At 65.5% G+C, this 25,047-nt stretch carries 22 protein-coding genes; 4 read left to right on the plus strand and 18 right to left on the minus strand.

The annotated features are described in order from the left end of the window. Positions 1 to 5 precede the first annotated feature (5 nt). Positions 6 to 437: an NfeD family protein gene (locus tag CAL18_RS07240; protein ID WP_026638605.1), complete on the minus strand. Its 432-nt coding sequence runs from the start codon at positions 435 to 437 to the stop codon at positions 6 to 8. A 99-nt stretch (positions 438 to 536) separates the two neighbouring features. On the opposite strand from CAL18_RS07240, the gene CAL18_RS07245 reads away from it, so the two are divergent. Next, positions 537 to 1,289: a glutamine amidotransferase gene (locus CAL18_RS07245; RefSeq protein ID WP_094817615.1), complete on the plus strand. Its 753-nt coding sequence runs from the start codon at positions 537 to 539 to the stop codon at positions 1,287 to 1,289. A gap of 863 nt (positions 1,290 to 2,152) precedes the next feature. Here CAL18_RS07245 and ppsA read toward each other — a convergent pair. Next, a complete protein-coding gene (ppsA, locus tag CAL18_RS07250) occupies positions 2,153 to 4,522 on the minus strand; it encodes a phosphoenolpyruvate synthase (protein ID WP_094796580.1) in 2,370 nt (789 codons plus the stop codon). A 159-nt stretch (positions 4,523 to 4,681) separates the two neighbouring features. Between ppsA and ppsR the strand changes: the two genes are divergently transcribed. Continuing rightward, positions 4,682 to 5,512 (plus strand): posphoenolpyruvate synthetase regulatory kinase/phosphorylase PpsR, encoded by an 831-nt coding sequence (ppsR, locus tag CAL18_RS07255; protein ID WP_026637868.1) that lies wholly within the window; start codon positions 4,682 to 4,684, stop codon positions 5,510 to 5,512. A gap of 28 nt (positions 5,513 to 5,540) precedes the next feature. On the opposite strand, the gene CAL18_RS07260 is transcribed toward ppsR, so the two are convergent. The 16 genes from CAL18_RS07260 to rpsB form a co-directional block, all read right to left on the minus strand. Next, positions 5,541 to 6,320, minus strand: a complete 780-nt coding sequence (locus CAL18_RS07260; protein ID WP_026637869.1) for a TrmH family RNA methyltransferase — start codon at positions 6,318 to 6,320, stop codon at positions 5,541 to 5,543. Then, on the minus strand, positions 6,317 to 6,931 hold the full coding sequence (gene rnhB, locus CAL18_RS07265) for a ribonuclease HII (protein ID WP_094817616.1): 615 nt from the start codon (positions 6,929 to 6,931) through the stop codon (positions 6,317 to 6,319). The genes CAL18_RS07260 and rnhB overlap by 4 nt, the downstream gene beginning before the upstream one ends. Beyond that, positions 6,918 to 8,105, minus strand: a complete 1,188-nt coding sequence (gene lpxB / locus CAL18_RS07270) for a lipid-A-disaccharide synthase (protein ID WP_094817617.1) — start codon at positions 8,103 to 8,105, stop codon at positions 6,918 to 6,920. The genes rnhB and lpxB overlap by 14 nt, the downstream gene beginning before the upstream one ends. Further along, a complete protein-coding gene (gene lpxA / locus CAL18_RS07275; RefSeq protein ID WP_026637872.1) occupies positions 8,102 to 8,896 on the minus strand; it encodes an acyl-ACP--UDP-N-acetylglucosamine O-acyltransferase in 795 nt (264 codons plus the stop codon). The genes lpxB and lpxA overlap by 4 nt, the downstream gene beginning before the upstream one ends. After that, entirely contained in the window at positions 8,897 to 9,352 is a 456-nt protein-coding gene (fabZ, locus tag CAL18_RS07280; RefSeq protein WP_026637873.1) for a 3-hydroxyacyl-ACP dehydratase FabZ, read from the minus strand. A 58-nt stretch (positions 9,353 to 9,410) separates the two neighbouring features. Further along, positions 9,411 to 10,535, minus strand: a complete 1,125-nt coding sequence (gene lpxD / locus CAL18_RS07285) for a UDP-3-O-(3-hydroxymyristoyl)glucosamine N-acyltransferase (RefSeq protein ID WP_094817618.1) — start codon at positions 10,533 to 10,535, stop codon at positions 9,411 to 9,413. Between the two features lie 17 nt (positions 10,536 to 10,552). After that, positions 10,553 to 11,107, minus strand: a complete 555-nt coding sequence (locus CAL18_RS07290) for an OmpH family outer membrane protein (RefSeq protein ID WP_094796584.1) — start codon at positions 11,105 to 11,107, stop codon at positions 10,553 to 10,555. 110 nt (positions 11,108 to 11,217) lie between these two features. Beyond that, the gene (gene bamA, locus CAL18_RS07295) at positions 11,218 to 13,548 is read right to left on the minus strand and encodes an outer membrane protein assembly factor BamA (protein WP_094796585.1); all 2,331 of its coding nucleotides are present in this window, start codon (positions 13,546 to 13,548) and stop codon (positions 11,218 to 11,220) included. A gap of 54 nt (positions 13,549 to 13,602) precedes the next feature. Beyond that, positions 13,603 to 14,934, minus strand: a complete 1,332-nt coding sequence (gene rseP, locus CAL18_RS07300; protein ID WP_026637877.1) for an RIP metalloprotease RseP — start codon at positions 14,932 to 14,934, stop codon at positions 13,603 to 13,605. 26 nt (positions 14,935 to 14,960) lie between these two features. Then, positions 14,961 to 16,160: a 1-deoxy-D-xylulose-5-phosphate reductoisomerase gene (locus tag CAL18_RS07305; protein WP_026637878.1), complete on the minus strand. Its 1,200-nt coding sequence runs from the start codon at positions 16,158 to 16,160 to the stop codon at positions 14,961 to 14,963. Continuing rightward, positions 16,157 to 17,014, minus strand: a complete 858-nt coding sequence (locus CAL18_RS07310; protein ID WP_094796587.1) for a phosphatidate cytidylyltransferase — start codon at positions 17,012 to 17,014, stop codon at positions 16,157 to 16,159. The genes CAL18_RS07305 and CAL18_RS07310 overlap by 4 nt, the downstream gene beginning before the upstream one ends. A gap of 13 nt (positions 17,015 to 17,027) precedes the next feature. After that, positions 17,028 to 17,792 carry a polyprenyl diphosphate synthase gene (gene uppS, locus CAL18_RS07315; protein WP_094796588.1) on the minus strand — a complete coding sequence of 255 codons (765 nt, stop codon included), beginning with the start codon at positions 17,790 to 17,792 and terminating at the stop codon, positions 17,028 to 17,030. A gap of 134 nt (positions 17,793 to 17,926) precedes the next feature. Next, complete coding sequence (frr, locus tag CAL18_RS07320) at positions 17,927 to 18,487, minus strand: ribosome recycling factor (protein WP_026637881.1); 561 nt, start codon at positions 18,485 to 18,487, stop codon at positions 17,927 to 17,929. 15 nt (positions 18,488 to 18,502) lie between these two features. After that, the gene (gene pyrH / locus CAL18_RS07325) at positions 18,503 to 19,219 is read right to left on the minus strand and encodes a UMP kinase (protein WP_026637882.1); all 717 of its coding nucleotides are present in this window, start codon (positions 19,217 to 19,219) and stop codon (positions 18,503 to 18,505) included. A gap of 96 nt (positions 19,220 to 19,315) precedes the next feature. Further along, positions 19,316 to 20,191, minus strand: coding sequence for a translation elongation factor Ts (gene tsf, locus CAL18_RS07330; protein ID WP_026637883.1), 876 nt, complete (start codon positions 20,189 to 20,191; stop codon positions 19,316 to 19,318). A gap of 266 nt (positions 20,192 to 20,457) precedes the next feature. Continuing rightward, a complete protein-coding gene (gene rpsB, locus CAL18_RS07335) occupies positions 20,458 to 21,207 on the minus strand; it encodes a 30S ribosomal protein S2 (protein ID WP_026637884.1) in 750 nt (249 codons plus the stop codon). A 262-nt stretch (positions 21,208 to 21,469) separates the two neighbouring features. Between rpsB and map the strand changes: the two genes are divergently transcribed. Both map and CAL18_RS07345 read left to right on the plus strand, forming a co-directional pair. Beyond that, entirely contained in the window at positions 21,470 to 22,288 is an 819-nt protein-coding gene (map, locus tag CAL18_RS07340; RefSeq protein ID WP_026637885.1) for a type I methionyl aminopeptidase, read from the plus strand. Between the two features lie 8 nt (positions 22,289 to 22,296). Further along, entirely contained in the window at positions 22,297 to 24,909 is a 2,613-nt protein-coding gene (locus CAL18_RS07345; RefSeq protein WP_094817619.1) for a [protein-PII] uridylyltransferase, read from the plus strand. The last annotated feature ends 138 nt before the right edge of the window (positions 24,910 to 25,047 follow it).

A 25,047-nucleotide genomic window follows, 5' to 3' on the forward strand; every position in this document is an offset into this window, starting at 1 on the left:
GCATGTCAGCCATGCGCCGCGCTCTTGGGCGCCAGCACCAGGCAATTGCCGCGCACTTCGGCGATGACATGGGCGCCCGCCATGCGCGGGTGGCCGGCGGCCAGTTCGGCCTGCCAGTGCGCGCCGCGATACCACACCCGGGCCGCCCCGGCGTCGGACCAGGCTTCTACTTGTACGGTCTGGCCGATATCCATGTTGACGTCGGCGTTGCGCGCAGCGTTGACCTCGCGCTTTTTCAAGACGCCGGCGCGGCGCAACACCAGCAGCCCCAGCAGCGCTACCAGCGCGCAAGCGGCCAGCTGCCATTCGAAGCCCGCGGCCAGCCACGCGGCAATGCCGCCCCCGACCAGCCCCAAGGCAACCAGCAGCAGGTAGAAGGTGCCGCTGGCGACTTCGCCGATCAGCGCCAGCGCCGCCAGGCCGAACCAGATCCACATGCCCATACGACTTGTCCAGTTCAAATTGATACCGCGTCGATTGTACGGATTTCCGCCACACACCGTGCGAAATCGCGGCGCGGAGCTTATCATGGCGGCATGAACCCCGCCGTCCGCCCTGAACGTCCCGTGCTCATCCTGCACACTGGCGACCCCGACGACGGCCTGCGGCGCCGCCACGGCGATTATGCGCAGATGCTGCGCCATGCCGCGGGCCTGGCCGCCGATGCCGCACATATCGTGCGCGTCTTCGAGGGGCAAACGCCTCTGGGCGCCGACGCCTATCGCGCGGTGCTGATCACCGGCTCCCCGGCCATGGTCACCGACCACGCAAGCTGGAGCGAACAGACGGCCCAGTGGCTGCGCCAGGCCGCCGCGCAGCGCCTGCCCATGTTCGGCGTCTGCTACGGCCACCAGCTGCTTGCCTATGCACTGGGCGGGGCCGTCGACTTCAACCCGCAGGGCCGCGAACTGGGCACGCAAACCATCGACTGCCTGCCCGCCGCCGAAGGCGACCCGCTCATGGCCGGCTTGCCGGTGAGCTTTCCCGCACAACTGCTGCACGCCCAGACCATCACGCGCCTGCCCGATGGCGCCGTGACCCTGGCGCGCTCTGCGCTCGACGCCCATCAGCTGGTGCGCCTGGCTCCCGGTATTTATTCATCGCAGTTTCATCCGGAATTCGGCCCGGAATTCCTGCGCGCGCACCTGATACGCTATCAGGCCGTTTATGCGCGCGAAGGCCTGGACGCCGCCGCGCTGGCCGCCAACCTGAAGCCCACCCCTACCGCGGCCAGCCTGCTGCGCAGGTTCCTGCGCCTGAACCACGCGCCCGCCACTCAACAGGCATAAAGCGCGCGCGGCGGCGTCGCCAGCCACCCAGGGTGTCTGACACCCTACGGGAGTCAGACACTCGCGGCAGCCCACTTCCAGGCAGCCCATGTCCAGGCAGCCGACTTCCTGGTGTCTGACTCCCGCCAGGGTGTCAGACACCACCCAGCCGAAAAGCCGATTGCTGGTGTCTGACTCCCACCGGGTATCACACACCGCACCCAGCCGCCGCGCACAAAAAAGCCTGGCGCCCCAAAGGGGCCAGGCTTGCTCACACCGACCACGCGGCCGCCACTCAACAGGCATAAAGCGCGCGCGGCGGCGTCGCCAGCCATCCAGGGTGTCTGACACCCTACGGGAGTCAGACACCGGCGGCAGCCCACTTCCAGGCAGCCCATGTCCACGCAGCCCACGTCCAGGTGTCTGACTCCCGCCAGGGTGTCAGACACCACCCAGCCGAAAAGCCGATTGCTGGTGCCTGACTCCCGCCGGATATCACACACCGCACCCAGCCGCCGCGCACAAAAAAGCCTGGCGCCCCAAAGGCGCCAGGCTTGCTCACACCGACCACGCGGCCGCCACTCAACAGGCATAAAGCGCGCGCGGCGGCGCCGCCAGCCATCCAGGGTGTCTGACACCCTACGGGAGTCAGACACCGGCGGCAGCCCACTTCCAGGCAGCACACTTCCAGGCAGCCCACGTCCAGGTGTCTGACTCCCGCCAGGGTGTCAGACACCACCCAGCCGAAAAGCCGATTGCTGGTGCCTGACTCCCGCCGGGTATCACACACCGTACCCAGCCGCCGCGCACAAAAAAACCTGGCGCCCCAAAGGCGCCAGGCTTGTTCACACCGGCAAGCTTGCCTGACGGCAAGCCGAGCAGCTTCAGCCCTGCTTGGCCAGACGTTGCCAGGTATCCACCACCGTATCGGGGTTCAGGGACATCGACAGGATGCCTTCGTCCTTGAGCCATTGAGCGAAATCGGGGTGGTCGCTGGGGCCTTGGCCGCAGATGCCGACATACTTGTTCGCCGCCAGGCAGGCCTTGATGGCCCGGCGCAGCATGAATTTCACCGCGTCGTCGCGCTCGTCGAAATCGGCGGCCAGCAGTTCCATGCCCGAATCGCGGTCCAGGCCCAGCGTCAGCTGGGTCATGTCGTTCGAACCGATGGAGAAACCATCGAAGTACTGCAGGAACTCATCGGCCAGAATGGCGTTGGAGGGAACCTCGCACATCATGATGAGCTTCAGGCCGTTTTCGCCGCGCGCCAGGCCATGCGAGCCCAGCAATTCGACGACCCGGGCTGCCTGGCTGACGGTACGCACGAAAGGCACCATGATCTCGACGTTGGTCAGGCCCATATCGTCGCGCACCTTCTTGAGCGCCTCGCATTCCATGCGGAAGCACTCGCCGAACTCGGCGGCGATGTAGCGCGAAGCGCCGCGGAAACCCAGCATGGGGTTTTCTTCTTCGGGCTCATAGCGCGAGCCGCCCACCAGCTTGCGATACTCGTTCGACTTGAAATCGGACATGCGCACGATGACCGACTTGGGCCAGAACGCCGCCGCAATGGTGGCGATGCCTTCGGCCAGCTTCTCGACAAAGAACGCGCGCGGGCTGGCATAGCCGCGCGCGGCCGATTCCACGGCCTTTTTCAGTTCGCCATCGACATTGGGATAATCGAGCACCGCCTTCGGGTGGATGCCGATGTTGTTGTTGATGATGAACTCCAGGCGGGCAAGGCCAACGCCGGCATTGGGAATCTGCGCGAAATCGAAGGCCAGCTGCGGATTGCCCACGTTCATCATGATCTTTACGTCGATGGGCGGCATCTCGCCACGGCGCACTTCCTCGACTTCGGTCTCGATCAGGCCATCGTAAATGCGGCCTTCGTCGCCCTCGGCGCACGACACCGTGACTGCCTGGCCTTCCTTGAGCAGGTCGGTGGCCTCGCCGCAGCCGACCACCGCGGGGATACCCAGTTCGCGCGCAATGATGGCCGCGTGGCACGTGCGTCCGCCACGATTGGTCACGATGGCCGAAGCGCGCTTCATGACGGGTTCCCAGTTGGGGTCGGTCATGTCGGTAACGAGCACGTCGCCGGCCTGCACCTTGTCCATCTCGGAAATGTCGGCCACCACGCGCACCGGGCCGGAACCGATCTTCTGGCCGATGGCGCGTCCGGTCACCAGCACCTGGCCGGTGGCCTTCAGGCGATAGCGCTGCTGCACGTCGTTGCTGCCCTGCTGCGACTTCACCGTTTCGGGACGCGCCTGCAGAATGTAGATCTTGCCGTCGATGCCGTCGCGGCCCCATTCGATATCCATGGGCCGGCCGTAGTGCTTCTCGATGATGACCGCATACCGGGCCAGTTCGATCACTTCGTCGTCCGTCAGCGAATAACGGTTGCGCTCGGACACCGGCACGTCCACCGTGCGCACGGCTCGGCCTTCGGGGCGCTCGGGATCGAACTCCATCTTGATCAGCTTGGAGCCGATGCGACGGCTGACGATCGGATAGTGGCCCTGCTCGAGCGTGGGCTTGAACACATAGAACTCATCCGGGTTCACGGCGCCCTGCACCACCGTCTCGCCCAGCCCATAGGAGGAGGTGATGAACACCACGTCCTTGAAGCCCGATTCGGTGTCGATGGTGAACATCACGCCGGCGCTGCCCTTGTCGGAGCGCACCATGCGCTGCACACCTGCCGACAATGCCACTTCGGCGTGCGCGTAGCCCTTGTGTACGCGATAGGAAATGGCGCGGTCGTTGTACAGCGAGGCGAATACGTGGCGGATCTTGTCCAGCACGTCGTCGATGCCGACGACGTTCAGGAAGGTTTCCTGCTGGCCGGCAAACGAGGCGTCGGGCAAGTCTTCGGCGGTGGCCGACGAGCGCACGGCAAAAGACCCCTTGCCGTCGGCATCGAGCTCGGCGAAGGCGGTGCGGATCTGCTGTTCGAATTCCGGCGAGAACGGCGCGTCGACGATCCATTGGCGGATCTCGGCGCCAGCAGTGGCCAGCTCGCGGACATCTTCGGGGTTGAGGGTGCTCAGACGATCAGCGATACGACGGTCCAGTCCCGAGGCTTTGAGAAAGTCGCGAAAGGCCTCGGCAGTCGTGGCAAAGCCGCCCGGCACGCGTACCCCCGCGCCAGACAGCTGGCTGATCATTTCACCTAATGATGCGTTTTTGCCTCCTACCGAGTCCACATCCGACATGCGGAGCTGCTCGAACGAAACGACATACGACATTGAAGTCACCTTTTACAATGGAGAGAAAGCGAGTTTGGTCAATGCATCCGGATGCGCTGACCAAACTGGCCTTGGACCGCTCTTGGGGTGACTTATTCGGGGGCAGATTGTACCCGGTCGGGCACCATGGCTTTCCCCTTTGGTTGGAATATTTTACATATGGCTTCCCCCACTATCGAACGCACCGTCTACATCGTTTCCGACAGTACCGGCATCACCGCGGAAACGTTCAGTCACTCGGTCCTGTCGCAGTTCGAAGAAGTACATTTCAAGCCCGTGCGCCTGCCGTTCATCGACACACAGGAAAAAGCCCGCGAAGTCGCGGCGCGTATCGATCGAAACGCCCGTGAAACCGGGGTGCCTCCCATCGTGTTCAGCACCCTGGTCGATCCGGCCAGCATGAAAACCGTGCGCGCCGCCAACGGGGTCTTCCTGGACCTGTTCGGCACCTTCGTCGGCCACATCGAAAAGGCCCTGGGCCTGAAATCCAGCCATTCGGTGGGCCGGTCGCATATGGCGGCCAACTCCGAGCAATACCGCAATCGTATCGACGCCATCAATTTCAGCCTGGCGCACGACGACGGGCAGTTCATCAACCAGCTCGACCAGGCCGACGTGATCCTGGTGGGCGTATCGCGCTGCGGGAAAACCCCAACCAGCCTGTACCTGGCCATGCAGTACGCGATCAAGGCCGCCAATTTTCCCCTGACGCCCGACGATTTCGAGCGGGGCACCCTGCCTTCCACGGTTGCGCCGTACCGCGCCAAGTTGTTCGGCCTGTCTATCCAGCCCGAGCGCCTGGCCGAGGTGCGCCACGAACGGCGTCCCAACAGCAAATACGCCAACCTGGACCAGTGCCGCTACGAGGTCGCGGAAGCCGAACGCATGATGCGACGTGAAGGGATTTCCTGGCTGTCGACCACGACGAAGTCCATCGAGGAGATCGCCACCACGGTGATGCAGGAAGTGGGCCTGGGCCGGTCGAACTGAGGCCCGCGGCGGGGGCGCGGTGCGCCCGTCAGCCGCCGGCCCGGTGCTGGCGGCGTTGCTCGAACAGGCACAGCGCGGCCGCCACCGCGACATTGAGCGATTCCACCGCCGGCTCGTGGTCGATGCGCACCCGCAGCACGGCGGCCTGTTGCAATGCGGGCGACACCCCCTGACCTTCGTGGCCGAATACCCAGGCGCAGGCTGCCGGCAACGCGGCCTCGTACAGGCTGACGGCGTTGCCCAGCGTGGTGACCGCCAGGGGAACTTCCAGCCGCTCTGTACAGCCCGGCAGGTCCACGTGTTCGTGCAGCGCCAGGGCAAAATGCGCGCCCTGCCCCGCACGCAACACTTTGGGCGACCAGGCCGCCGCACAGCCCGCCGACAAAAGCACTCTTTCGATTCCAGCCGCCGCGCAGCTGCGCAGGATGGTGCCGACATTGCCCGGGTCCTGCACGCGATCCAGCCACACCATGGGCTCGGCCAGGCGCGCCGGCAGCGCCGGCTCCGGCGGATCCACGACGAACAGCACGCCCTGGCCGGTTTCTACGGTTTCGAGCTGGCGCAGCAGGCGCGCATCGGCCAGCAGCACCAGGTTCGACGGCAACGCCGCCAGCAAAGCCGCGAGTTCCGGATATTGCACCCGTTCGGCGTCAAAGACGGCCATGGACGGGGCGCCGACGTGCTGCAGCCACGCCTGGCACAAATGCACGCCTTCCAGGAGGGCCTGCGCGCCGCGCCGCCCCGCGTGCGCGCCCAGGCGCGACAACTGCTTGAAGGCGGGATTGTCGCGCGACGTAATGTGTTTCATGCGGGCACGGCCAGGCGCTCGCGGACCGGGGCGAAGCTGCGGCGATGCTCGGGGCAAGGGCCATGCTGGCGCAGGCGTTCGACGTGCAGCGGCGTGCAATAGCCCTTGTGCTGGTCGAAGCCGTATTGTGGATACTGCTGATGCAGGCGCAGCAGATCCGCATCGCGCGCCGTCTTGGCCAGGATCGACGCGGCCGAGATGGCGGGCACCAGGGCGTCGCCCTTGATCACGGTTTGCACGGTGCAACGCAGGGGCGGCGCCTGGTTGCCATCGACCATCGCCACCTGCGGCACGTGCGCCAGGCCCTCGACGGCGCGCTGCATGGCCAGCATCGTCGCCCGCAGGATGTTCAGGGTGTCGATCTCGCACACCGATGCGCTGGCCACGCACCATGCCATCGCACGCTCCTGGATGTACGCAGCCAGTTCTTCACGCCTTTCGGGCGTAAGCGCCTTGGAGTCGGCCAGGCCGTCGACCGGACGGCCCGGATCGAGGATGACCGCGGCGGCATACACGCCGCCCGCCAGCGGGCCCCGGCCAGCCTCGTCCACCCCGGCCATCAGGACGCCGGCAAAATCGGGCGTGGCGGCGAACAGGCTATGCTGCGCCATGGGCTACCTCGACAATGGCCTGCGCGGCCAGGCGCGCCGTATCGCGGGTCAGGTCGCGATGCAGCGCGGTGAATCGGGTTTCGATGCGGGCGGCGTGCGCCTCGTCGGTCAGGGCCACCCAGGTCGCTTCGGCAAGTTTATCGGGCGTGGCGTCATCTTGCAGCAACTCCGGCACCGCGAAGTCGCGCAACAGCACATTGGGCAGCCCCACCCAGGGCAGATAGGGGCGCTGCTGGCCCGATTTCCAGGCCATGATGCGGCGCATCCACGGCGACAGATAGTACGAGATCACCATCGGACGCTTGAACAGCGCCGTTTCAAGCGTGGCCGTGCCGCTGGCGACCAGCACTGCGTCGCTGGCCTCGAGCGCGCTCCAGGCCACGGGCTGCCCCGCCGCGGCGGGCAGGTCATCGGCGGTGAGGCACCGCAGCCCGGGCACCGGATACTGCGCCAGCACGGCTTCGAATTCCTGGCGGCGCTGCGCGTTGACCATGGGCACAATGCACACCAGGCGCGGATCGCGCCGTTGCAGTTGTTGCGCGGCCTGCAGGAACCGGGGCGCCAGGATGCGGATCTCGGACGACCTGCTGCCCGGCAGGATCGCCAGTACGCGGGCATTGTCGTCCAGGCCCAGGCGCTGCCGGGTCGCCTGGCGGTCGGGTTGCAGAGCAATGGCATCGGCCAGCGGGTGGCCCACATAGGTGACCGGAATGCCTTCCTTGCGGTAGAGCTCTTCTTCGAACGGAAACAGCACCAGCATGTGCGACACGGCCGCACGGATCTTGTTGATGCGCTCGTAGCGCCAGGCCCAGATCGACGGACCGACGAAGTGCACCGTGGGAATGCCCGCCTGCCGCAACTGCAACTCGAGCTTCAGGTTGAAGTCGGGAGCGTCCACGCCCACGAACACCGACGGCGGCTGCGCGAGCCAGCGGCGCTTGACGTCGCCGTAGGTGCGCAGCAGCCCCGGCAGGCGCTTGAGCGCGTCTACATAGCCGAACACGGTCAGCGCATGCATGGGATGCCACGCTTGGAAGCCGGCGTCCTGCATGGCGGGCCCGCCTATCCCCTGGCACGACAGGCCGGCGTCGCGCTGGCGCAGCCCCGCGATGACCCGGCTGGCCAGCAGGTCGCCCGAGGGCTCGCCCGCCACCATGCCCACGGACAAGCTCATGGCCGGATGATGCCCCGGCTGGAGGCGTCGAAGAAGTCCAGCCATATCTGCAGGGCCTGTTCGGCCTCGGGGTGCGATTTCTGGCGCGCGCGCAGTTCGGCGCGCGCCTCGTCCAGCGACAAGCCGCGCCGATACACGATCTTGTAGGCCTCGCGCAGGCTGGAGATGACTTCGGCGCTGAACCCGCGGCGACGCAGGCCCTCGACGTTGACGCCGACCGGCCGGCACGGATTGCCCGCGCCCAGCACGTAGGGCGGCATGTCCTGCATCAGCGAGCTGTTGCCGCCGGTCATGCTGTGGGAGCCTATCTTGCTGAACTGATGCACGCCGGTCAGGCCGCCCACGATGGCCCAGTCGCCCACATGCACGTGGCCGCCCAGTTGCACGGAGTTGGCCAGGATCGTGTTGCTGCCGATATGGCAATCGTGCGCGATATGCACATAGGCCATGATCCAGTTGTCATCGCCCAGCGTGGTGACGCCGCCGTCCTGCACGGTGCCCGTATTGAAGGTGGTGAACTCGCGCACCGTATTGCGGTCGCCGATCACCAGGCGCGTGGGTTCGCCGGCGTACTTTTTGTCTTGCGGCATGCCGCCGATGGAGCAAAACCGGTAGAAGCGGTTGTCGCGGCCGATGGTGGTGACGCCATCCAGGACGCAATGCGGGCCGACTTCCGTCCCGGCGCCTATCGTGACGCCGGGCCCCACGACGCAATATGGGCCAATCCGCACGCTCTGGTCGATCTGGGCGGCGGGGTCTACGATGGCGGTGGGATGGATGTTTCCGGACATTTAGGCTTCCAGACTGCGGATGGCGCACATGAGCTTGGCCTCGGCCACGATCTGGCCGTCGACCAGGGCCTTGCCCTGGTACTTGCAGATGGCGCGGCTCAGGCGTTCGGCCTGCACTTCCAGGCGAAGCTGATCGCCCGGCACCACCGGGCGGCGGAACCTGGCGTCGTCGATGCCCACCAGATAGTAGGCCGTCTTGGCGCTGTCGCATTTCAGGCCGCCGTCTTCGTCGGTAAACGAGAACAGCGCCGCGGCCTGGGCCATGGCTTCGGTGATGAGAACGCCCGGCATGACGGGATGATGCGGGAAATGACCCTCGAAGAACGGCTCGTTGATGGACACGTTCTTGATGGCGACGATGGACTTGCCCGGCACGATCTCCAGCACGCGATCGATAAGCAGCATCGGGTAGCGATGCGGCAAGCGCTCCATGATCGCCTTGATGTCGAGTTCCATTCGTAAAGTTTCCTACTGTTTTAATAGTTCTGCCGCGCCGGCACGGCCGGCGGATCGATCAGGATTTTTCAAGCGACCGCAGGCGGCGGCGCAAATGTGACAGTTGCTGTATGACCGCGGCGTTGCGCTGCCATTGACCATGCTCGGCGTAAGGATACACGCCCGTATAGCGGCCGGGTTGCGTGATGCTCGAGGTGACCGCGGTGCCGCCCGAGATATGGACGTCGTCGGCCAGCGTCAGGTGGCCGGAAAGCATGGCCGCGCCGCCAATGGTGCAGCGCGAGCCGATAACCGTGGACCCCGCGACGCCCACGCAGGCGGCCATGGCCGTATGGGCGCCCACACGCACGTTGTGCCCCAGCATGATCTGGTTGTCGAGCTTGACGCCATCGCCGATGTCGGTGTCTTCGAGGGCGCCGCGGTCGATGGTGGTGTTGGCGCCGATTTCGACGTCATCGCCGATGCGCACCCCCCCCAGCTGGGCGATCTTGCCCCACGCGCCCTTGCCCAGCGTCGGGTCCGGTGCGAAGCCGAAGCCGTCGGCTCCCAGCACGACGCCGCTGTGCAGAATGGCGCGCGCGCCCACCCGCACGTTGGGGTACAGGGTGACCCGCGCGTGCAGCAGGCAGTCGGGGCCCAGCGACGAGCCGGCGCCGATCACGCATCCCGGCCCCAGCGTGCTGCCGCGCCCGACGCGAGCGCCGGATTCGACCACACAATGCGGGCCGATGCGCACGCCGTCTTCGATCACGGCGTCATCGGCAACCACTGCCAACGGGTGTATGCCGGCAGGTTGCGCAGGCTGGCGCGCGGCGTCGAACCACTGGGCCAGCCGTGCATAAAGCAGGTAGGGCTGGGAACAAACCACCCGGGCGCATGCCGGCGCCGCAGGGTTGTCCGCCAGCGCCCGGGCCGCTTCGGGCGACAGGATGACGGCCGCTGCGCGAGTATCGGCCAACTGGCTCTGGTAGCGCGGGTTGGTCAGGAAGCTGATTTCTTCGGGCCCCGCGGAGGACAGCGTGCCGATGCCCCTTATACGGGGCATGGCACCGCCTGCCGCAGGTTCGCCTGCCGCAGGGTCGCCTGCCGCAGGCTCAATATGCCATTCGAGGCCTTGGGTGTGGGCAGCCGCCAGCAGTGCGTCCAGGGCCGGCGCGCGGGCGGGATCCAGCAGGATCGGCATGCGTGTGACGCCGCCGATTATTTGCCGAGGGCCTGGATCACCTTGTCGGTGATATCCACACGCGGATTGACCGTTACGGCGTCCTGCACAATGAGGTCGTAGTTCTCTTGCTCTGCAATGCGCTTGATGGCCTGGTTGGCCTTGTTGACGATGGCCGAGAATTCCTCGTTGCGACGCCGGTTGAAGTCTTCCTGGAACTCGCGGCGCTTGCGCTGCAGCTCGGTATCAAGGCGCGACAACTCACGCTGGCGGTTGGTGCGGTCGGTTTCGGACAGCACCGGCGCGTCTTTGTCGAACTTTTCGGCCTGGGCGCGCAAGTTGTTGCTCAGGCGCTGGAGTTCGTCGTCGCGCTTCTTGAATTCGGACTCGATCTTGGACTGCGCGGACTTGGCCGGTGCAGACTCGCGCAGAATGCGCTCGGTGTTCACGAAGCCGATCTTGGTGCCTTGCGCGTGGGCAGGAAGCGCCACGACGGAACCCAGGAGCAGCGCACCCGCCAAGGCCAGCGTACCGCGCAGTTTGCCGACGCGTCGCGCCGGGCTCGAGGTGTTGAGTGCGAAATCAGACATCATGAAAATCTCACCTTCCAATGAGGTAAAGCAAAGCCGATATTGTGCCACTAAACAGGCGGCCCGCCGGGGCGCCGCCACCTGCCCGTGTGATCAGGCGTAACTGACGGCGATCAGAAACCCGTACCGATCTGGAACTGGAAGCTCTGGCGATCGTCGCCCGACTTGGCGTTCAGCGGACGGGCATACGACAGCTGCAGCGGCCCCAGCGGGGACTGCCACGACAGCCCGATACCCGCAGAATAGCGCCAGCCGCAAGGATCGTCGACCTCGCGGCCCGGTTCGCCGGCCGTGCAATTCATGCCGCTGCCCGCCGCCACCTGGCCGGCATCGGCGAACACGAACCACCGCAGCGTACGATCTTTGGATGCGCCGGGGAACGGCAGGTACAGCTGCGCATTGGCAACGATACGCCGCGATCCGCCCAGATAGTCGCCGGTAAGCGTGTCGCGCGGACCCAGCGAGGCGCCGTCGTAGCCGCGCACGGTGCCGATGCCGCCCGCATAGACGTTCTTGATGACCGGGTAGTCCAGGCTGCCATAGCTGCGGCCGTAGTCGATCATGCCGTTGAGCGCCAGCGTGTAGCTGCGCCCCAGGGGAATGTAGTACTGCTGCTGCGCTGTGAGCAGGTAGTACTTCAGGTCCATGGTGGAGAAATCGCCCTTCAGGCGGGTGTACGAACCCTTGGTCGGGGCCAGCGCGCTGTCGCGGGTGTCTTTGGACCAGCCCACATTGAAGATCAGGGCGTTCGTGCTGTCGCCGTATTGGTCCACGAAGTCGCGGTAGGCCAGCGGCGAGTTGTTGTACAGGTCGATCTGGTTGCGTTCGAACGTAGCACCCAGGAACACACGGTCGTATTCAGAGATGGGCACGCCGAAGTTCATGCCCAGGCCCATCGCCTTGACGCGGTAGTCGCCGTCGTTGTTGTCCCAGGGCTCGGTCACGCGGTAGTAGGCCGACGTGGTGCGGCTGATGCCGTCCTTGGTGAAATACGGGTCGGTGTGCGAAAGCACCGCGGCGCGATTGGTCTTGCTGGTGTTGAACTGCAGCGTCAGGTTGGTGCCGCTGCCGAACACGTTGTCTTCGCTGATGCCCGCCGAAAGAATGGCCTTTTCGGATGAACCGTAGCCCACGCCCAGGTTGATCATGCCGGTGGGCTTTTCCTTGACGTCGACGTTGACGTCGACCTGGTCGGGCGAGCCCGGCACCGGATCGGTGGACACGTTGACTTCGCTGAAATACCCCAGCCGGTCGATGCGGTCGCGAGAAACCTTGAGGTCGCCCGAGTCGTACCACGCGGCCTCTTCCTGGCGCATTTCGCGGCGCACGACCTCGTCGCGGGTGCGGGTATTGCCGCCGATCTGGATGCGGCGCACGTAGACCCGCCGGCTGGGATCGACATAGAACGTGACGTCGGCTTCGTGCTTGGCGCGATCGAGCGTCGGGTTGGGGTTCACGTTGGCGAATGCATAACCGAGCTCGCCCAGGTAATCCGTGATGGCCTTGGCCGAATCGTTGGCCTGCGCGGCCGAGAAGGTCTCGCCTGGCTTGACCTGCACCAGGTCGTTGATTTCTTTGTCCAGGCCCAGCAGGTTGCCCGCCAGCTTCACGCTGCGCACCTTGTAGGGTTCGCCCTCGTGCAGGGTGACGGTGATGTAGATGTCCTTGCGGTCGGGCGAAATGGTGACCTGCGGCGGCTCGACGGAAAACTCCAGGTAGCCCTGGTCGAGGTAGAACGACCGCAGCCGTTCGATGTCGCCCTCGAGCTTTTCGCGCGAGTATTTGTCAGTGTTGGTGTACCAGGTAAGCCAGCCGGGCGTGGTGAGGTCGAACAGGTCGAGCAGTTCGCTTTCGGAGAAGGCCTTGTTGCCCACCACGCTGATCTGGCGGATCTTGGCGACTTCGCCTTCGAATACATCGAAGCTGACGCCGACCCGGTTGCGCGGCAAGGGAGTGACCGTGGAGGTGACTTCGACCCCGTACTTGCCCTTGCCCAGGTATTGTTCCTTGAGTTCGTATTCGGCGCGCTCGAGCATCGACTGGTCGAAGATGCGCCCTTCCCCGAAGCCCACCTGCATCAGCGACGTGGTGATCGCCTTGGAGTCGAACTCGCGCATGCCGTTGAACGTGACGGACGCGATCGTGGGGCGTTCCTGGACCACGACCACCACGACGTCGTTGTCGGTCTGGATGCGCACATCGCTGAAAAAGCCGGTGGCATACAGGCGGCGGACGGCCTCGGTGGCTTCGGCCTCGGTGAATTCTTCGCCCACCTTTACCGGCAGGTAGCCGAACACCGTGCCGGCGTCAGTGCGCTGGATGCCTTCTACGCGGATATCCCGCACGACAAAAGGGTCGAACGCGTGAGCCAGGGCCGGCATGAGCAGCGCGGCGATCAAGCTCGGCATGACGCCCTTCTTGTGATGAAATATCCGTAAAGACATGGGCTTGGCTATCCTAGGTGTAGCAAATGGCGGACGATTTTATTCGATCGCAAGTCAGGTGAACAGGCGCGCAAAATCGTTGAACAGGGCCAGCGCCATCAGCCCTGCCAACAGGCCGATGCCCGTGCGCTGTCCGATATCGATCCAGCGGTCGGGCGGCGGGCTGCCGCGCACAATTTCGACGAGATAGTACAGCAGATGCCCGCCATCGAGCATCGGAATCGGCAACAGGTTGAGGACGCCCAGGCTGATGCTGATGAGCGCCAGGTAAGCCACGTAGGCCGCCAGGCCCAGGCGCGCCGTCTGCCCCGCGTAGTCGGCGATGGTGACCGGGCCGCTGATGTTGCGCCACGACACTTCGCCGATGACCATGCGACCCATCATGCGCAATGACAGCCAGGCTGTGTCCCAGGTGCGTACGGTGGCCCGGCCCAGGCTTTCGAGCAGGCCGTAGCGCACCGTGACCATGGGCGCCTCGCCGCCCAGCTGCACGCCGATGCGGCCGATGGTCTGGCCTTCGACAGTTTCGGCGCGCGGCACGACGGTGAGCGACACCTGGGCGCCATCGCGCACGATCGTCAGCGGCAGCGACTGCCCGGCGTGCTGCTGGATGATGCGCACGAGCTGCCCCGTATCGGGATCGGCAACCTGCCCGGCGCGGATGATGAGGTCGCCCGCGCGCAGGCCGGCATGCTCGCCCTCGCCTGAGGCGAAGACTTCTCGCACGATGGGTTTGGGCAGCGCCAGGCGCAGGCCGGATTCGGCCAGCGGGTCGCCCTGGGCGGGATCCATGCGGCTGGGAGACACTTGCAGGGTATGCTGCCGGGCTGCGCCGTCGGCCGAGCGCACATCGACCTGCGCGCGGCCGCCGGACGACAGCATGTCCAGCAGGCGCCAGCGTGCGTCGTTCCAGGAAACTACCGGCCGGCCGTCGATGGCCACGATATGGTCGCCCCCCTGCAGGCCGGCCTGGGCGGCGGGCGTGCCGGCGGCCGGCACGGCAAGCACCGGGGCGGGCTCCTGTGTGCCGGCCAGGTTCAATCCGGCATAAAGCAGCACGGCGAGAATCAGGTTGAACAGCGGCCCTGCGGCCACGATGGCAATGCGGCGACCCACCGGCTGCGCGTTGAACGACTGCGCCGCCTGGGCGGGCGTGGCGCCGGCCGGCGGGTCGTCCTGCATCTTGACGTACCCGCCCAGCGGGATGGCCGAGATCGCCCACTCGGTGCCGTGCCGGTCGGTGCGGCGCGCCAGGACCCTGCCAAAGCCCACGGAAAACCGCAGCACGCGCACCCCGCACAGCCGCGCCACCCAATAGTGGCCGAGCTCGTGGAATGTAATGAGTGTGCCCAGGGCTACGACAAAGGCAAGCAGGGTGAAAAGCATGTATCGGTGTATGAGGGCGGCGTAGATCAGGCCAGGCCGAGATTGCCGGCATAACGCCGGGCTGCGGCGTCGAGCGCCAGGACGTCGGCCAGGCTATCGAGCGTAACAGAAGACTGGCGCTGCTGCCATTCGAGCGCGGCGGTGATTACACGGGGAATCCAGGTGTAGCGCAGGCGCCCTGCCAGGAACGCTTCGACAGCGACCTCGTTGGCGGCATTGAGGGTCACGCAGGCGGCCTGCCCTGCCCGCAAGGCGTCGAAAGCCAGTTGCAGGCACGGAAAGCGCTCCATGTTGGGCGTTTCGAACTCCAGCTTGCCGCAGCGTGCAAGGTCCAGCGGCCCCACGCCGCTGCTGATGCGCTCGGGGAAACCCAACCCATACGAAATGGGCGTGCGCATGTCGGGTTGCCCCAGTTGGGCCAGCACCGAACCATCTTCATATTCGACCAGCGAGTGCACGACGCTTTGCGGATGGATCAAGACTTCGATGCGGTCGGCAGGCATGGCAAACAGCCAGTGCGCCTCGATGACCTCCAGGCCCTTGTTCAGCATGGTGGCCGAATCGACCGAGATTTTGCGCCCCATCGTCCAGTTGGGGTGCGCGCACGCCTGAGCCGGCGTGACGTCGTGCAAATCGACGGGATCGACACGCCGGAAAGGGCCACCCGAGGCCGTGAGCAGGAGACGGCGCACGCCCCTGGCAGGCTCGCTGGGCACGTGGGCGCGATCACCGCGCGGCAGGCATTGAAAGATGGCGTTGTGCTCGCTGTCGATGGGCAGCAGCTCTGCGCCGTGCTCGCGCACGGCGCGCATGAAAAGCCCGCCCGCGGCGACCAGCGCCTCTTTGTTGGCCAGCAGCACCCGCTTGCCCGCCTGCGCGGCGGCCAGGGCGGCCGGCAGCCCCGCGGCGCCCACGATGGCCGCCATGACGGTATCGCATTGCGTGTCGGCTGCCGTGTCGGCCAGCGCCTGGGCGCCGACGCGGATCTCGGGAGGCGTGCGGCCCGCGGGCCACGCATCGATAAAGCGCTGGCGCGCCGCCCGGTCGGGCACCACCACCACCGGCGCGCTGCTGGCGCAGGCCTGTTCGGCCAGGCGTTCCATGCGGCTATGCGCCGATAGCGCGAAAACCTGCAGCCTTTCGGGATGACGCGCGATGACGTCCAGCGTGCTTTCGCCGATGGAACCGGTCGACCCGAGGACCGCTACGCGTTGAAGACGAGTCAAGACAACACTCCAGACAACAGCATGGCGAACGGCGCGACGGGCAGGATGGCATCGATGCGGTCGTACACGCCGCCATGCCCCGGCAGCAAGGCGCTGGAGTCTTTGCGGCCCGCGCGACGCTTCAACAAGGATTCGAACAGATCGCCCACGATGGATATTGCGCCCAGCACGGCGGCGGCCGGCAACGCCAGCCACAGCGAGCCGCGCTCGACCAGCGCGGCGCCGAAGCTGCCGGCCCACATGCTGGACACCCAGACCCACACGACGGCGCCCAGGATGCCCGCCACGGCGCCTTCGATGGTCTTGCCGGGGCTGACCCGCGGAGCGAGCTTGCGCCGCCCGAACGCGCGGCCCGCGAAATAGGCGGCGATATCGGCGATCCAGACCAGCGCCAGCAACGACACCACGAACCACCCGCCGCCCGAGAGGTACATAAGGGCCAGGACCGACCAGGCCGCCAGGACGGCCGGAACGCTGAACAGCGACCAACCCATGCTGGCCGCGGGTTTGTCGGCCCGGCCGCGCACCACGGCAGGAACAACCGCCAACAGCCAGATGGCGGCCACCGCCGGCACCAGCCAGCGCACGATGGCGGCGCCCCATCCCGCCCCGGCGGGCTGGCCGGACAACCACGTCCACGCCAGCCACAGCATGAGGGCGAGCATAGCGGCCGCCACGCCTATACAGAGCGTGCGCGATGGCGGCTGCGGCAGCGTCAGGCGCAGCCATTCCCAGCACGCGCATGCCGCAGCGACAGCCAGCAGGGCCATGAACCACCCCGGATTGCCGGCGGCCAATGCGGCCGCCAGCACGGCCAGCAACACCACGGCGGTAACGACTCGTTGGCCTAGCATGCGGTTCTCCGGATCACTGTGCGCTGTCGTTGCGCAATTGCTCGCTGGTGCGCCCGAAGCGGCGTTCGCGATTGCGGTACCACTCAAACGCGGCATCGAGTTCGGCTGCCCCGAAATCGGGCCAGTACTGGTCGGTGAAATACAGCTCGGTATAAGCCAGCTGCCAGACCAGGAAATTGGAAATGCGCTGTTCGCCGCCGGTGCGGATGAACAGGTCGGGCTCTGGCGCCCACGCCATCGACAGATGCGGCGCCAGGTGGCTTTCGTCGATACGTTGGGGTTCGCGGGCCAGGTCGGGGTGCTGGATGAGCATGGCCCGCATGGCTTGCAGGACATCCCAGCGCCCGCCATAGTTGGCGGCTACCGACAAATGCAGGCGGTCGTTATGGGCCGTGCGCACCTGCGCATCGGCGATAAGCGACTGCAGGCGCGGCTCGAAGCGCGACATGTCGCCCACGACGTGCAGCCGCACCCCCTGCTCATTGAGCTTGTCGACCTCGCGTTCCAGCGCCTGGACGAACAGCCGCATCAGCAACGAGACTTCTTCGGGGGGGCGACGCCAGTTTTCCGAGCTGAAGGCGAACAGCGTAAGGTAACGCACGCCCCGCCGCCCGCAGGCTTCGACCACCCGGCGCACGGCCTGCACTCCCTTTGCATGCCCGGCGGTGCGCGGCAGGTGCCGGCGCGTAGCCCAGCGGCCATTGCCGTCCATGATGATGGCAACGTGCTGCGGAACCGCCTGGGTGGCGGGAATCGCCTGGGTAGAACTGATAGCCATGAGCTGAAGCGTCGTGCCGGATGGGCCCGCGTGGGCCGGGAAACCAAAAGAACCGCGCCGCCTCGCCGCCACCCTGCCATGCAAGCAAGCAGCGGTACGGCACTGGCGGCGCGTGAAATCGGTACCTGGACCGATTATACGGTCATGATTTCGGCTTCTTTCTGCGTGACGAGCTTGTCGATCTCGGCCACGTTGCGGTCGGTGAGCTTCTGGATGTCGTCCTGGGCGCGGCGTTCGTCGTCTTCGGAGATTTCCTTGTCCTTGACCAGCTTCTTGAGGCCTTCATTGGCTTCGCGGCGCAGGTTGCGGACCGCCACCTTGGCATCCTCGCCTTCGGATTTGACCACTTTGGTGAGGTCGCGGCGGCGCTCTTCGGTAAGCGCGGGCATGGGCACGCGGATGGTGTCGCCCATGCTCATGGGGTTGAGCCCGAGATCCGATTCGCGAATGGCCTTTTCGATGACCTGGGCCATGGGCTTTTCGTAGGGTTGCACGCTGATGGTGCGCGCATCGACCAGGTTCACGTTGGCGACCTGGCTCACGGGCACCTGGGAACCGTAGTATTCAACCTGGACGTGGTCCAGGATGCCCGTGTGGGCACGCCCCGTGCGGATCTTGGACAGGTTGACCTTCAGCGTCTCAAGCGACTTGGCCATCCTGGATTCGGCGGATTTACGGATTTCTGCGACGCTCATGAGGATTTCCTTTGCTTAAACGTGTACCAGCGTGCCTTCGTCTTCGCCGCTGACGGCGCGCTTGAGCGCCCCCGACTTGTTGATCGAAAACACCTTGATGGGCAATTTCTGGTCCCGGCACAGCGCGAATGCCGTGGCATCCATGACTTCGAGGCGGCGCACGATGGCCTCGTCGAAGCTGATGCGCGCATAACGCGTCGCCGTTGGGTCTTTGTTGGGATCGGCGCTGTAGATGCCGTCGACCTTGGTGGCCTTGAGCACGATCTCGGCGCCGATCTCGGCGCCGCGCAGCGCGGCCGCGGTATCGGTGGTAAAGAAGGGGTTGCCCGTCCCGGCCGCGAAAATCACGACCTTGCCTTCTTCGAGGTACCGAAGCGCCTTGGGCCGGATGTACGGCTCGACCACCTGGTCGATGTTCAGCGCCGATTGCACGCGGGTGTCCACACCCTTGTGCTTGAGCGCGTCCTGCAAGGCCAGGGCGTTCATGATGGTCGCCATCATGCCCATGTAGTCGGCGGTGGCGCGGTCCATGCCCTGCGCGCCAGGGGCGACCCCTCGGAAGATGTTGCCGCCGCCGATGACGATGGCGAGTTCCACGCCCAGCGCGACGACTTCGGCGATTTCTTCGGTCATGCGCACGATGGTGCTGCGATTGATGCCGAACGCATCTTCGCCCATCAGCGCCTCGCCGGACAATTTGAGAAGAACCCGCTTATATGACCTGCTGCTCATAGGAAGATGTCCCAGGGAACGATCCGACGAAAGTGTAAGACAAGAAATAGGGCCGGACTAGACATTTATCTAGCCGGCCCCAGGCACCGCGGAAGGTCAGGCGCGACCGGCGGCGGCGGCAACTTCGGCGGCGAAGTCGCTGGATTTTTTCTCGATGCCCTCGCCCACCACGAACAGCACGAACTTGCTGATGGAGGCGTTCTTTTCCTTGAGCATCTGCTCGACCGACTGCTTGTCGTTCTTGACGAAGGGCTGCGACATCAGCGTGACTTCCTTCAGGAACTTCTGCACCGAGCCTTCGACCATCTTGGCGACGATCTCGGCCGGCTTGCCGGATTCGGCGGCCTTCTGCTCGGCAACCGAACGCTCGGCGGCGATATCGGCGGCGGGCACGCCTTCGGCGTTCAGCGCCTTGGGCTTGGTGGCCGCAATGTGCATGGCCAGGTCTTTGCCGACCTCTTCGCTGCCGGCGTATTCCACCAGCACGCCGATGCGGCCGCCGTGCACATAGCTGGCCAGGGCGTTGGGCGTTTCGATGCGCTCGAAGCGGCGGATCGAGACGTTTTCACCGATCTTGCCTACCAGCGCGGTACGGGTGGTTTCAACCGTGCCTTCGCCCATGGGCAACGCCGACAGGGCTTCGACGTCGGCGGGGTTCTGGGTGGTGGCCAGTTCGGCAACCTTGTTCACGAACGCCACGAAATCGTCGTTCTTGGCGACGAAATCGGTTTCGCAGTTCACTTCGACGACGGCGCCCTGCTTGGCGTCGGCCGAGATGTACAGGCCGATCAGGCCGTCGGCCGTGACGCGGGCGGCCGCCTTGCTGGCCTTGTTACCCAGCTTGACGCGCAGGATTTCTTCGGCGCGGGCCAGATCGCCCTCGGCTTCGGTCAGGGCTTTCTTGCACTCCATCATGGGCGCGTCGGTTTTTTCGCGCAGTTCCTTGACAAGGGCAGCGGTAATTTCAGCCATGATTGCTCCAGTTTCGGTAAGACGTGCACCGACGGCAGCGGAACACGCAGATTGATTCGACAGGACGCCCGCCGTAGCGGGCCCTGAGACGGGAATCCGTCTCGATGCTTGCAGCTTGCCGGGCGGGCGGAGTGCGGTGGTGGCCGCTGGCCGGCGCCCGACGGGACGGTTACAACAAGGCCATCAACCGCATGGCGCCGCGGGCCAGCCCGACTGCATCGAGCGGCGGACGGCGCGGCTTGCCATGCGGCGAAGCCCGGGCCGCATCAGGCCTGGTTGTCCTGCACCTCGACGAACTCTTCCGAGCCTTCGCCGGCTTCTTCGACCAAGCCATTCAGGCTTTGCTCGCGGCCTTCCAGCACGGCATCGGCGATACCCTTGGCGTACAGCGCGATGGCCTTGGCCGAGTCGTCGTTACCGGGGATGACGTAGTCGATCCCTTCGGGCGAATGGTTGGTATCAACCACGGCCACGACGGGGATGCCCAGCGTGCGGGCTTCGGCCACGGCGATCTTGTGGTAGCCGACGTCAATGACGAACAGCGCGTCGGGCAGGCCGTTCATGTCTTTGATGCCGCCGATGGACTTGTTGAGTTTGTCGAGCTCGCGCTGGAACAGCAGGCCTTCTTTCTTGATCATGCGCTCGGCGCCACCGTCGGCGACGACGGCTTCCATTTCCTTCAGGCGCTTGACCGAGGTCTTGACGGTCTTGAAGTTGGTGAGCATGCCGCCCAGCCAGCGGGCGTCGACATAGGGCATGCCGCAGCGGGCGGCTTCGGTGGCCACCAGCTCACGGGCGGCGCGCTTGGTGCCGACGAACAGGATGTTGCCGCCACGGGCCGCGAGTTGCTTGACGAACTTGGCGGCCTCTTGGTACTTGGCCACCGTTTGCTCAAGGTTGATGATGTGGATCTTGTTGCGATGGCCGAAGATATACGGGGCCATCTTGGGATTCCAGTAGCGGGTCTGGTGGCCAAAATGGACACCGGCTTCCAGCATTTCGCGCATCAAAGACATGAAATTCTCCGAGGGTTGGGTCTTGTGCTGCGCCCGTACCCGCCCTGACCAGGCAAGCACCCTAGGCGGCGCAACACGCGATTTCCTGATTACCAGGATGGAAAAACAAGCCAAAAAAACCCCGACCGTCGCCCCGCGATACCAGCCGTACAGCCATGGCGCAAGCCATGGGCCTACAATTAACTAGCGTTGGGCGCTGCCCCGGTTTTTTAGGCAAGCCTATAATTCTACTATTTTTCCACCCCGATACTCAAGCCGATACATGGGCATAGTTACCGACCCCGCCGACCTCGACAAAATGCGCGCGGCCTGCCGCGCCGCCGCGCAGATCCTTGATTTCATTACTCCTCACGTCAAGCCTGGCGTCACGACGGGCGAGCTCGACCGTCTGTGCCTGGAATACCTGACCGACGAGCTGAAGGTGAAATCGGCCACCGTGGGCTATGCGCCGCCCGGCTACCCGCCCTTCCCCGGGGCCATCTGCACGTCGGTCAACCACCAGGTCTGCCACGGCATCCCGGGCGACAAGGTGCTCAAGAACGGCGATGCGGTGAACATCGACGTAACGATCATCAAGGATGGCTGGTTCGGCGATACCAGCCGCATGTACCACGTGGGCGAGCCCACGATACAGTCGCGCCGGCTGGCCGAAGTCACCTTCGAGTGCATGTGGAAAGGCATTCAGCAAGTGCGCAACGGCGCCACGCTTGGCGATGTCGGCCATGCCATCCAGAAGCATGCCGAAGCCAACGGCTATTCGGTGGTGCGCGAGTTCTGCGGGCACGGCATCGGACGCAACTTTCACGAAGACCCGCAGGTGCTGCACTACGGCAAGCCCGGCAGCGGCGTGCGCCTGACCACGGGCATGATCTTCACCATCGAACCCATGATCAACGCCGGCCGACGCGAGATCCGACAGCTGGCCGACGGCTGGACCGTGGTCACGCGCGACCACAGCCTGTCGGCGCAATGGGAGCACACCGTGCTGGTCACCGACACGGGTTATGAAGTCCTGACACTGTCACCGGGCGTGCGCCAGCCGCCGGATTTCGTGGCCGAACGTCTGACGCTGCCTGCTTGAGGCACACCATGATCGCCGCGGCCACCCTTTCGCTGACTGACCTGCGCGGGCGGCTGGAAGCCGCCCGCAGCGCCGCCATTGCGCAATTCCGCCAGCATGGAAGGCCGGACACGCTGTTATCCGAACTGCGGCGCGTCGTGGACCACACCCTGCGCGAGCTGCTCAAACTGCATCCCTTGCCCGCCGGGGCCACACTGGCCGCCGTGGGCGGCTACGGGCGCGGCGAGCTGTATCCGCATTCCGATGTGGACTTGCTGATACTGGTGCCACACCGCCCTGGCCCCGAAGACGCCCGCGCCATCGAGAGCCTGGTGGCAGCCTTATGGGACCTGGGACTGGAGCCCGGCCATAGCGTGCGTACGCTGGCCGACTGCGAGCAAGAGGCGCAGGCCGACATCACAGTCGAGACCGCGCTGCTCGAATCGCGCTGGCTGGCCGGCAGCCGGACCCTGATGAAACAGTTCGAGGCCGCCATCCAGGCCCAGCTGGACGCGCCCGCCTTCTTCCAGGCCAAGCGGGTCGAAATGCAGCAGCGTCACGCGCGCTACCAGGAAACGCCCTACGCGCTGGAACCCAATTGCAAGGAATCTCCGGGCGGGTTGCGCGATCTGCAGGTGATTCTATGGATGGCGCGCGCGGCAGGGTTTGGGCGCACCTGGCGCGAGGTGGCCCAGGCAGGCCTGCTGACGCCCGCCGAGGCCCGCGACCTGCGCCGCGCCGAGCAGGCGTTCAAGCGGCTGCGCATCGAATTGCACCTGCTGACGGGCCGCCGCGAAGATCGGGTGCTGTTCGACCTGCAGCCGGGCCTTGCCGATATCTACGGCATCAAGGCCACCGCCACGCGCCGCGGCAGCGAGCTGTTGATGCAGCGCTATTATTGGGCGGCGCGCCTGGTGACGCAACTGAACGCGATTCTGGTGCCCAGCATCGAAGAGCGGCTGTTCCCGATGCCCGACACCGGAGCGCGCGAGATCGACGTGGATTTCCGCAACTTGCGCGGCCGCCTGGATATCGTGCGCGACGACGGCTTCGAGCGCAAGCCGACGCTGCTGCTGCGCGCCTTTCTTGTGATGCAGCAGCATCCGGAACTGACCGGCCTGACGCCGCGCACGCTACGGGCGATATGGCATTCGCGGCACCGCATCGACGCGCAGTTTCGCCGCAACCCGGTCAACCGCAAGCTGTTCCTGCAGATCCTGCAACAGCCGCGCGGCATTGTGCACGAATTGCGTCGGATGACGATGCTGAACATCCTGCCCCGCTATCTGCCCGTGTTCCGGCGTATTGTCGGGCAGATGCAGCACGACCTGTTCCATGCCTATACGGTGGACCAGCACACGCTGGCGGTGGTGCGCAACATCCGGCGGTTCACCATGCCCGAGCATGCGCAGGAATATCCGTTGGCCAGCCAGTTGATCGCCAACCTGGAACGCCACTGGCTGCTCTATGTGGCCGCGCTGTTCCACGATATCGCCAAGGGGCGCGGCGGCGACCATTCCGAACTGGGCGCGCGCGATGTGCGGCGTTTTGCGCAAGACCACGGGCTGGACGCGGACGATGCCGACCTGGTGGAATTCCTGGTACGCCAACACTTGCTGATGTCGGCGGTCGCGCAGAAGCGCGATTTATCCGACCCGGCCGTCATCAACGAATTCGCATCGGTCGTGCGCGATGAACGACGCCTGACGGCGCTGTATCTGCTGACGGTGGCCGACATACGCGGCACCAGCCCCAAAGTGTGGAACGCCTGGAAAGGCAAGCTGCTTGAAGACCTGTACAGGCTCACGCTCGCCGCGCTGGGCAGCTCTCCGGCCGACACGCATACCGTGCTGACCGAGCGCAAGGAAGAAGCCGCGCGGCTGACGCGCCTGGCGGGCCTGCGCGACGATGCGCGCGAAGCGTTCTGGAATGAACTCGACGTGGCGTACTTCCTGAGGCACGACGCCTCGGACATCGCCTGGCATACCCGCCACCTGTACTATCAGGTCGAGCCCGACGGCCCGGTGGTGCGTGCGCGCCCCACCGAACAGGGCGAGGGCCTGCAGGTCATGGTCTACACGCCCGACGTGCCCGAGCTGTTCGCGGCGATTTGCGCGTACTTCGATGCAAAATCGATGGGCATCCAGGATGCACGCGTGCATACCACCCGGCATGGATGGGCGCTCGACAGCTTCATCGTGCTGCTGCCCGAAGGCACCCTGGATCTGCGCGCCCAGGCCACCCTGGTCGAGCACGAACTGGCCCAGCGGCTGCGCGACCCGCACGAAGCCGTCGGCTCGCGCGCGGGATACGGCGCGGCGTCGCGTCGGCGTCAATCGCGGCTGTCGAAGGTATTTCCCATCATGCCCCAGGCCGAGCTGCAGCCCGACGAGCGCAGCCAATCATGGCGCCTGTCGGTAACTGCGACGGACCGCCCCGGGTTGCTGCACGCCTTGACGCGCGTGTTCGCCGAACACGCTGTCAGTGTCAGCATGGCCAAGATCATGACCCTGGGCGACCGCGTCGAAGACGTCTTTATCCTTTCCGGAGCGGTATTCGACCGGCCGCGCACGCAGATGCAGTTCGAGCGCGCCGTGCTGGATGCGCTGGCGGGAGAAGAAACGAGCAAACAGGCCGCGTAGCGTTGAGGGCCTCGTCCGGCGACGGCCTCGGTGTCAGACACCCAAAGGGTGTCAGACCCCCCCCGCATCACCCAACATCCCAGCCCATACACCAAACCGGTGTCTGACTCCCAAAGGGTGTCAGACACCCCCCGCGCA

The organism is Bordetella genomosp. 7 (genome assembly GCF_002261415.1).
In the GTDB taxonomy this organism is placed as follows: Bacteria; Pseudomonadota; Gammaproteobacteria; order Burkholderiales; family Burkholderiaceae_B; genus Bordetella_A.

What these genes read in the sequence shown, in the direction of transcription:
- lpxA (WP_026637872.1), bottom strand. Translation starts at nt 8,896, where the DNA reads ATGTCCGGAAACATCCATCCCACCGCCATCGTAGACCCCGCCGCCCAG.
- uppS (WP_094796588.1), bottom strand. Translation starts at nt 17,792, where the DNA reads ATGGCTATCAGTTCTACCCAGGCGATTCCCGCCACCCAGGCGGTTCCG.
- rnhB (WP_094817616.1), bottom strand. Translation starts at nt 6,931, where the DNA reads ATGGCGCAGCATAGCCTGTTCGCCGCCACGCCCGATTTTGCCGGCGTC.
- map (WP_026637885.1), top strand. Translation starts at nt 21,470, where the DNA reads ATGGGCATAGTTACCGACCCCGCCGACCTCGACAAAATGCGCGCGGCC.
- CAL18_RS07310 (WP_094796587.1), bottom strand. Translation starts at nt 17,014, where the DNA reads ATGCTAGGCCAACGAGTCGTTACCGCCGTGGTGTTGCTGGCCGTGCTG.
- ppsA (WP_094796580.1), bottom strand. Translation starts at nt 4,522, where the DNA reads ATGTCGTATGTCGTTTCGTTCGAGCAGCTCCGCATGTCGGATGTGGAC.
- pyrH (WP_026637882.1), bottom strand. Translation starts at nt 19,219, where the DNA reads ATGAGCAGCAGGTCATATAAGCGGGTTCTTCTCAAATTGTCCGGCGAG.
- bamA (WP_094796585.1), bottom strand. Translation starts at nt 13,548, where the DNA reads ATGTCTTTACGGATATTTCATCACAAGAAGGGCGTCATGCCGAGCTTG.
- frr (WP_026637881.1), bottom strand. Translation starts at nt 18,487, where the DNA reads ATGAGCGTCGCAGAAATCCGTAAATCCGCCGAATCCAGGATGGCCAAG.
- rpsB (WP_026637884.1), bottom strand. Translation starts at nt 21,207, where the DNA reads ATGTCTTTGATGCGCGAAATGCTGGAAGCCGGTGTCCATTTTGGCCAC.
- CAL18_RS07245 (WP_094817615.1), top strand. Translation starts at nt 537, where the DNA reads ATGAACCCCGCCGTCCGCCCTGAACGTCCCGTGCTCATCCTGCACACT.
- lpxD (WP_094817618.1), bottom strand. Translation starts at nt 10,535, where the DNA reads ATGCCGATCCTGCTGGATCCCGCCCGCGCGCCGGCCCTGGACGCACTG.
- lpxB (WP_094817617.1), bottom strand. Translation starts at nt 8,105, where the DNA reads ATGAGCTTGTCCGTGGGCATGGTGGCGGGCGAGCCCTCGGGCGACCTG.
- fabZ (WP_026637873.1), bottom strand. Translation starts at nt 9,352, where the DNA reads ATGGAACTCGACATCAAGGCGATCATGGAGCGCTTGCCGCATCGCTAC.
- CAL18_RS07260 (WP_026637869.1), bottom strand. Translation starts at nt 6,320, where the DNA reads ATGAAACACATTACGTCGCGCGACAATCCCGCCTTCAAGCAGTTGTCG.
- CAL18_RS07345 (WP_094817619.1), top strand. Translation starts at nt 22,297, where the DNA reads ATGATCGCCGCGGCCACCCTTTCGCTGACTGACCTGCGCGGGCGGCTG.
- tsf (WP_026637883.1), bottom strand. Translation starts at nt 20,191, where the DNA reads ATGGCTGAAATTACCGCTGCCCTTGTCAAGGAACTGCGCGAAAAAACC.
- ppsR (WP_026637868.1), top strand. Translation starts at nt 4,682, where the DNA reads ATGGCTTCCCCCACTATCGAACGCACCGTCTACATCGTTTCCGACAGT.
- CAL18_RS07240 (WP_026638605.1), bottom strand. Translation starts at nt 437, where the DNA reads ATGTGGATCTGGTTCGGCCTGGCGGCGCTGGCGCTGATCGGCGAAGTC.
- rseP (WP_026637877.1), bottom strand. Translation starts at nt 14,934, where the DNA reads ATGCTTTTCACCCTGCTTGCCTTTGTCGTAGCCCTGGGCACACTCATT.
- CAL18_RS07290 (WP_094796584.1), bottom strand. Translation starts at nt 11,107, where the DNA reads ATGATGTCTGATTTCGCACTCAACACCTCGAGCCCGGCGCGACGCGTC.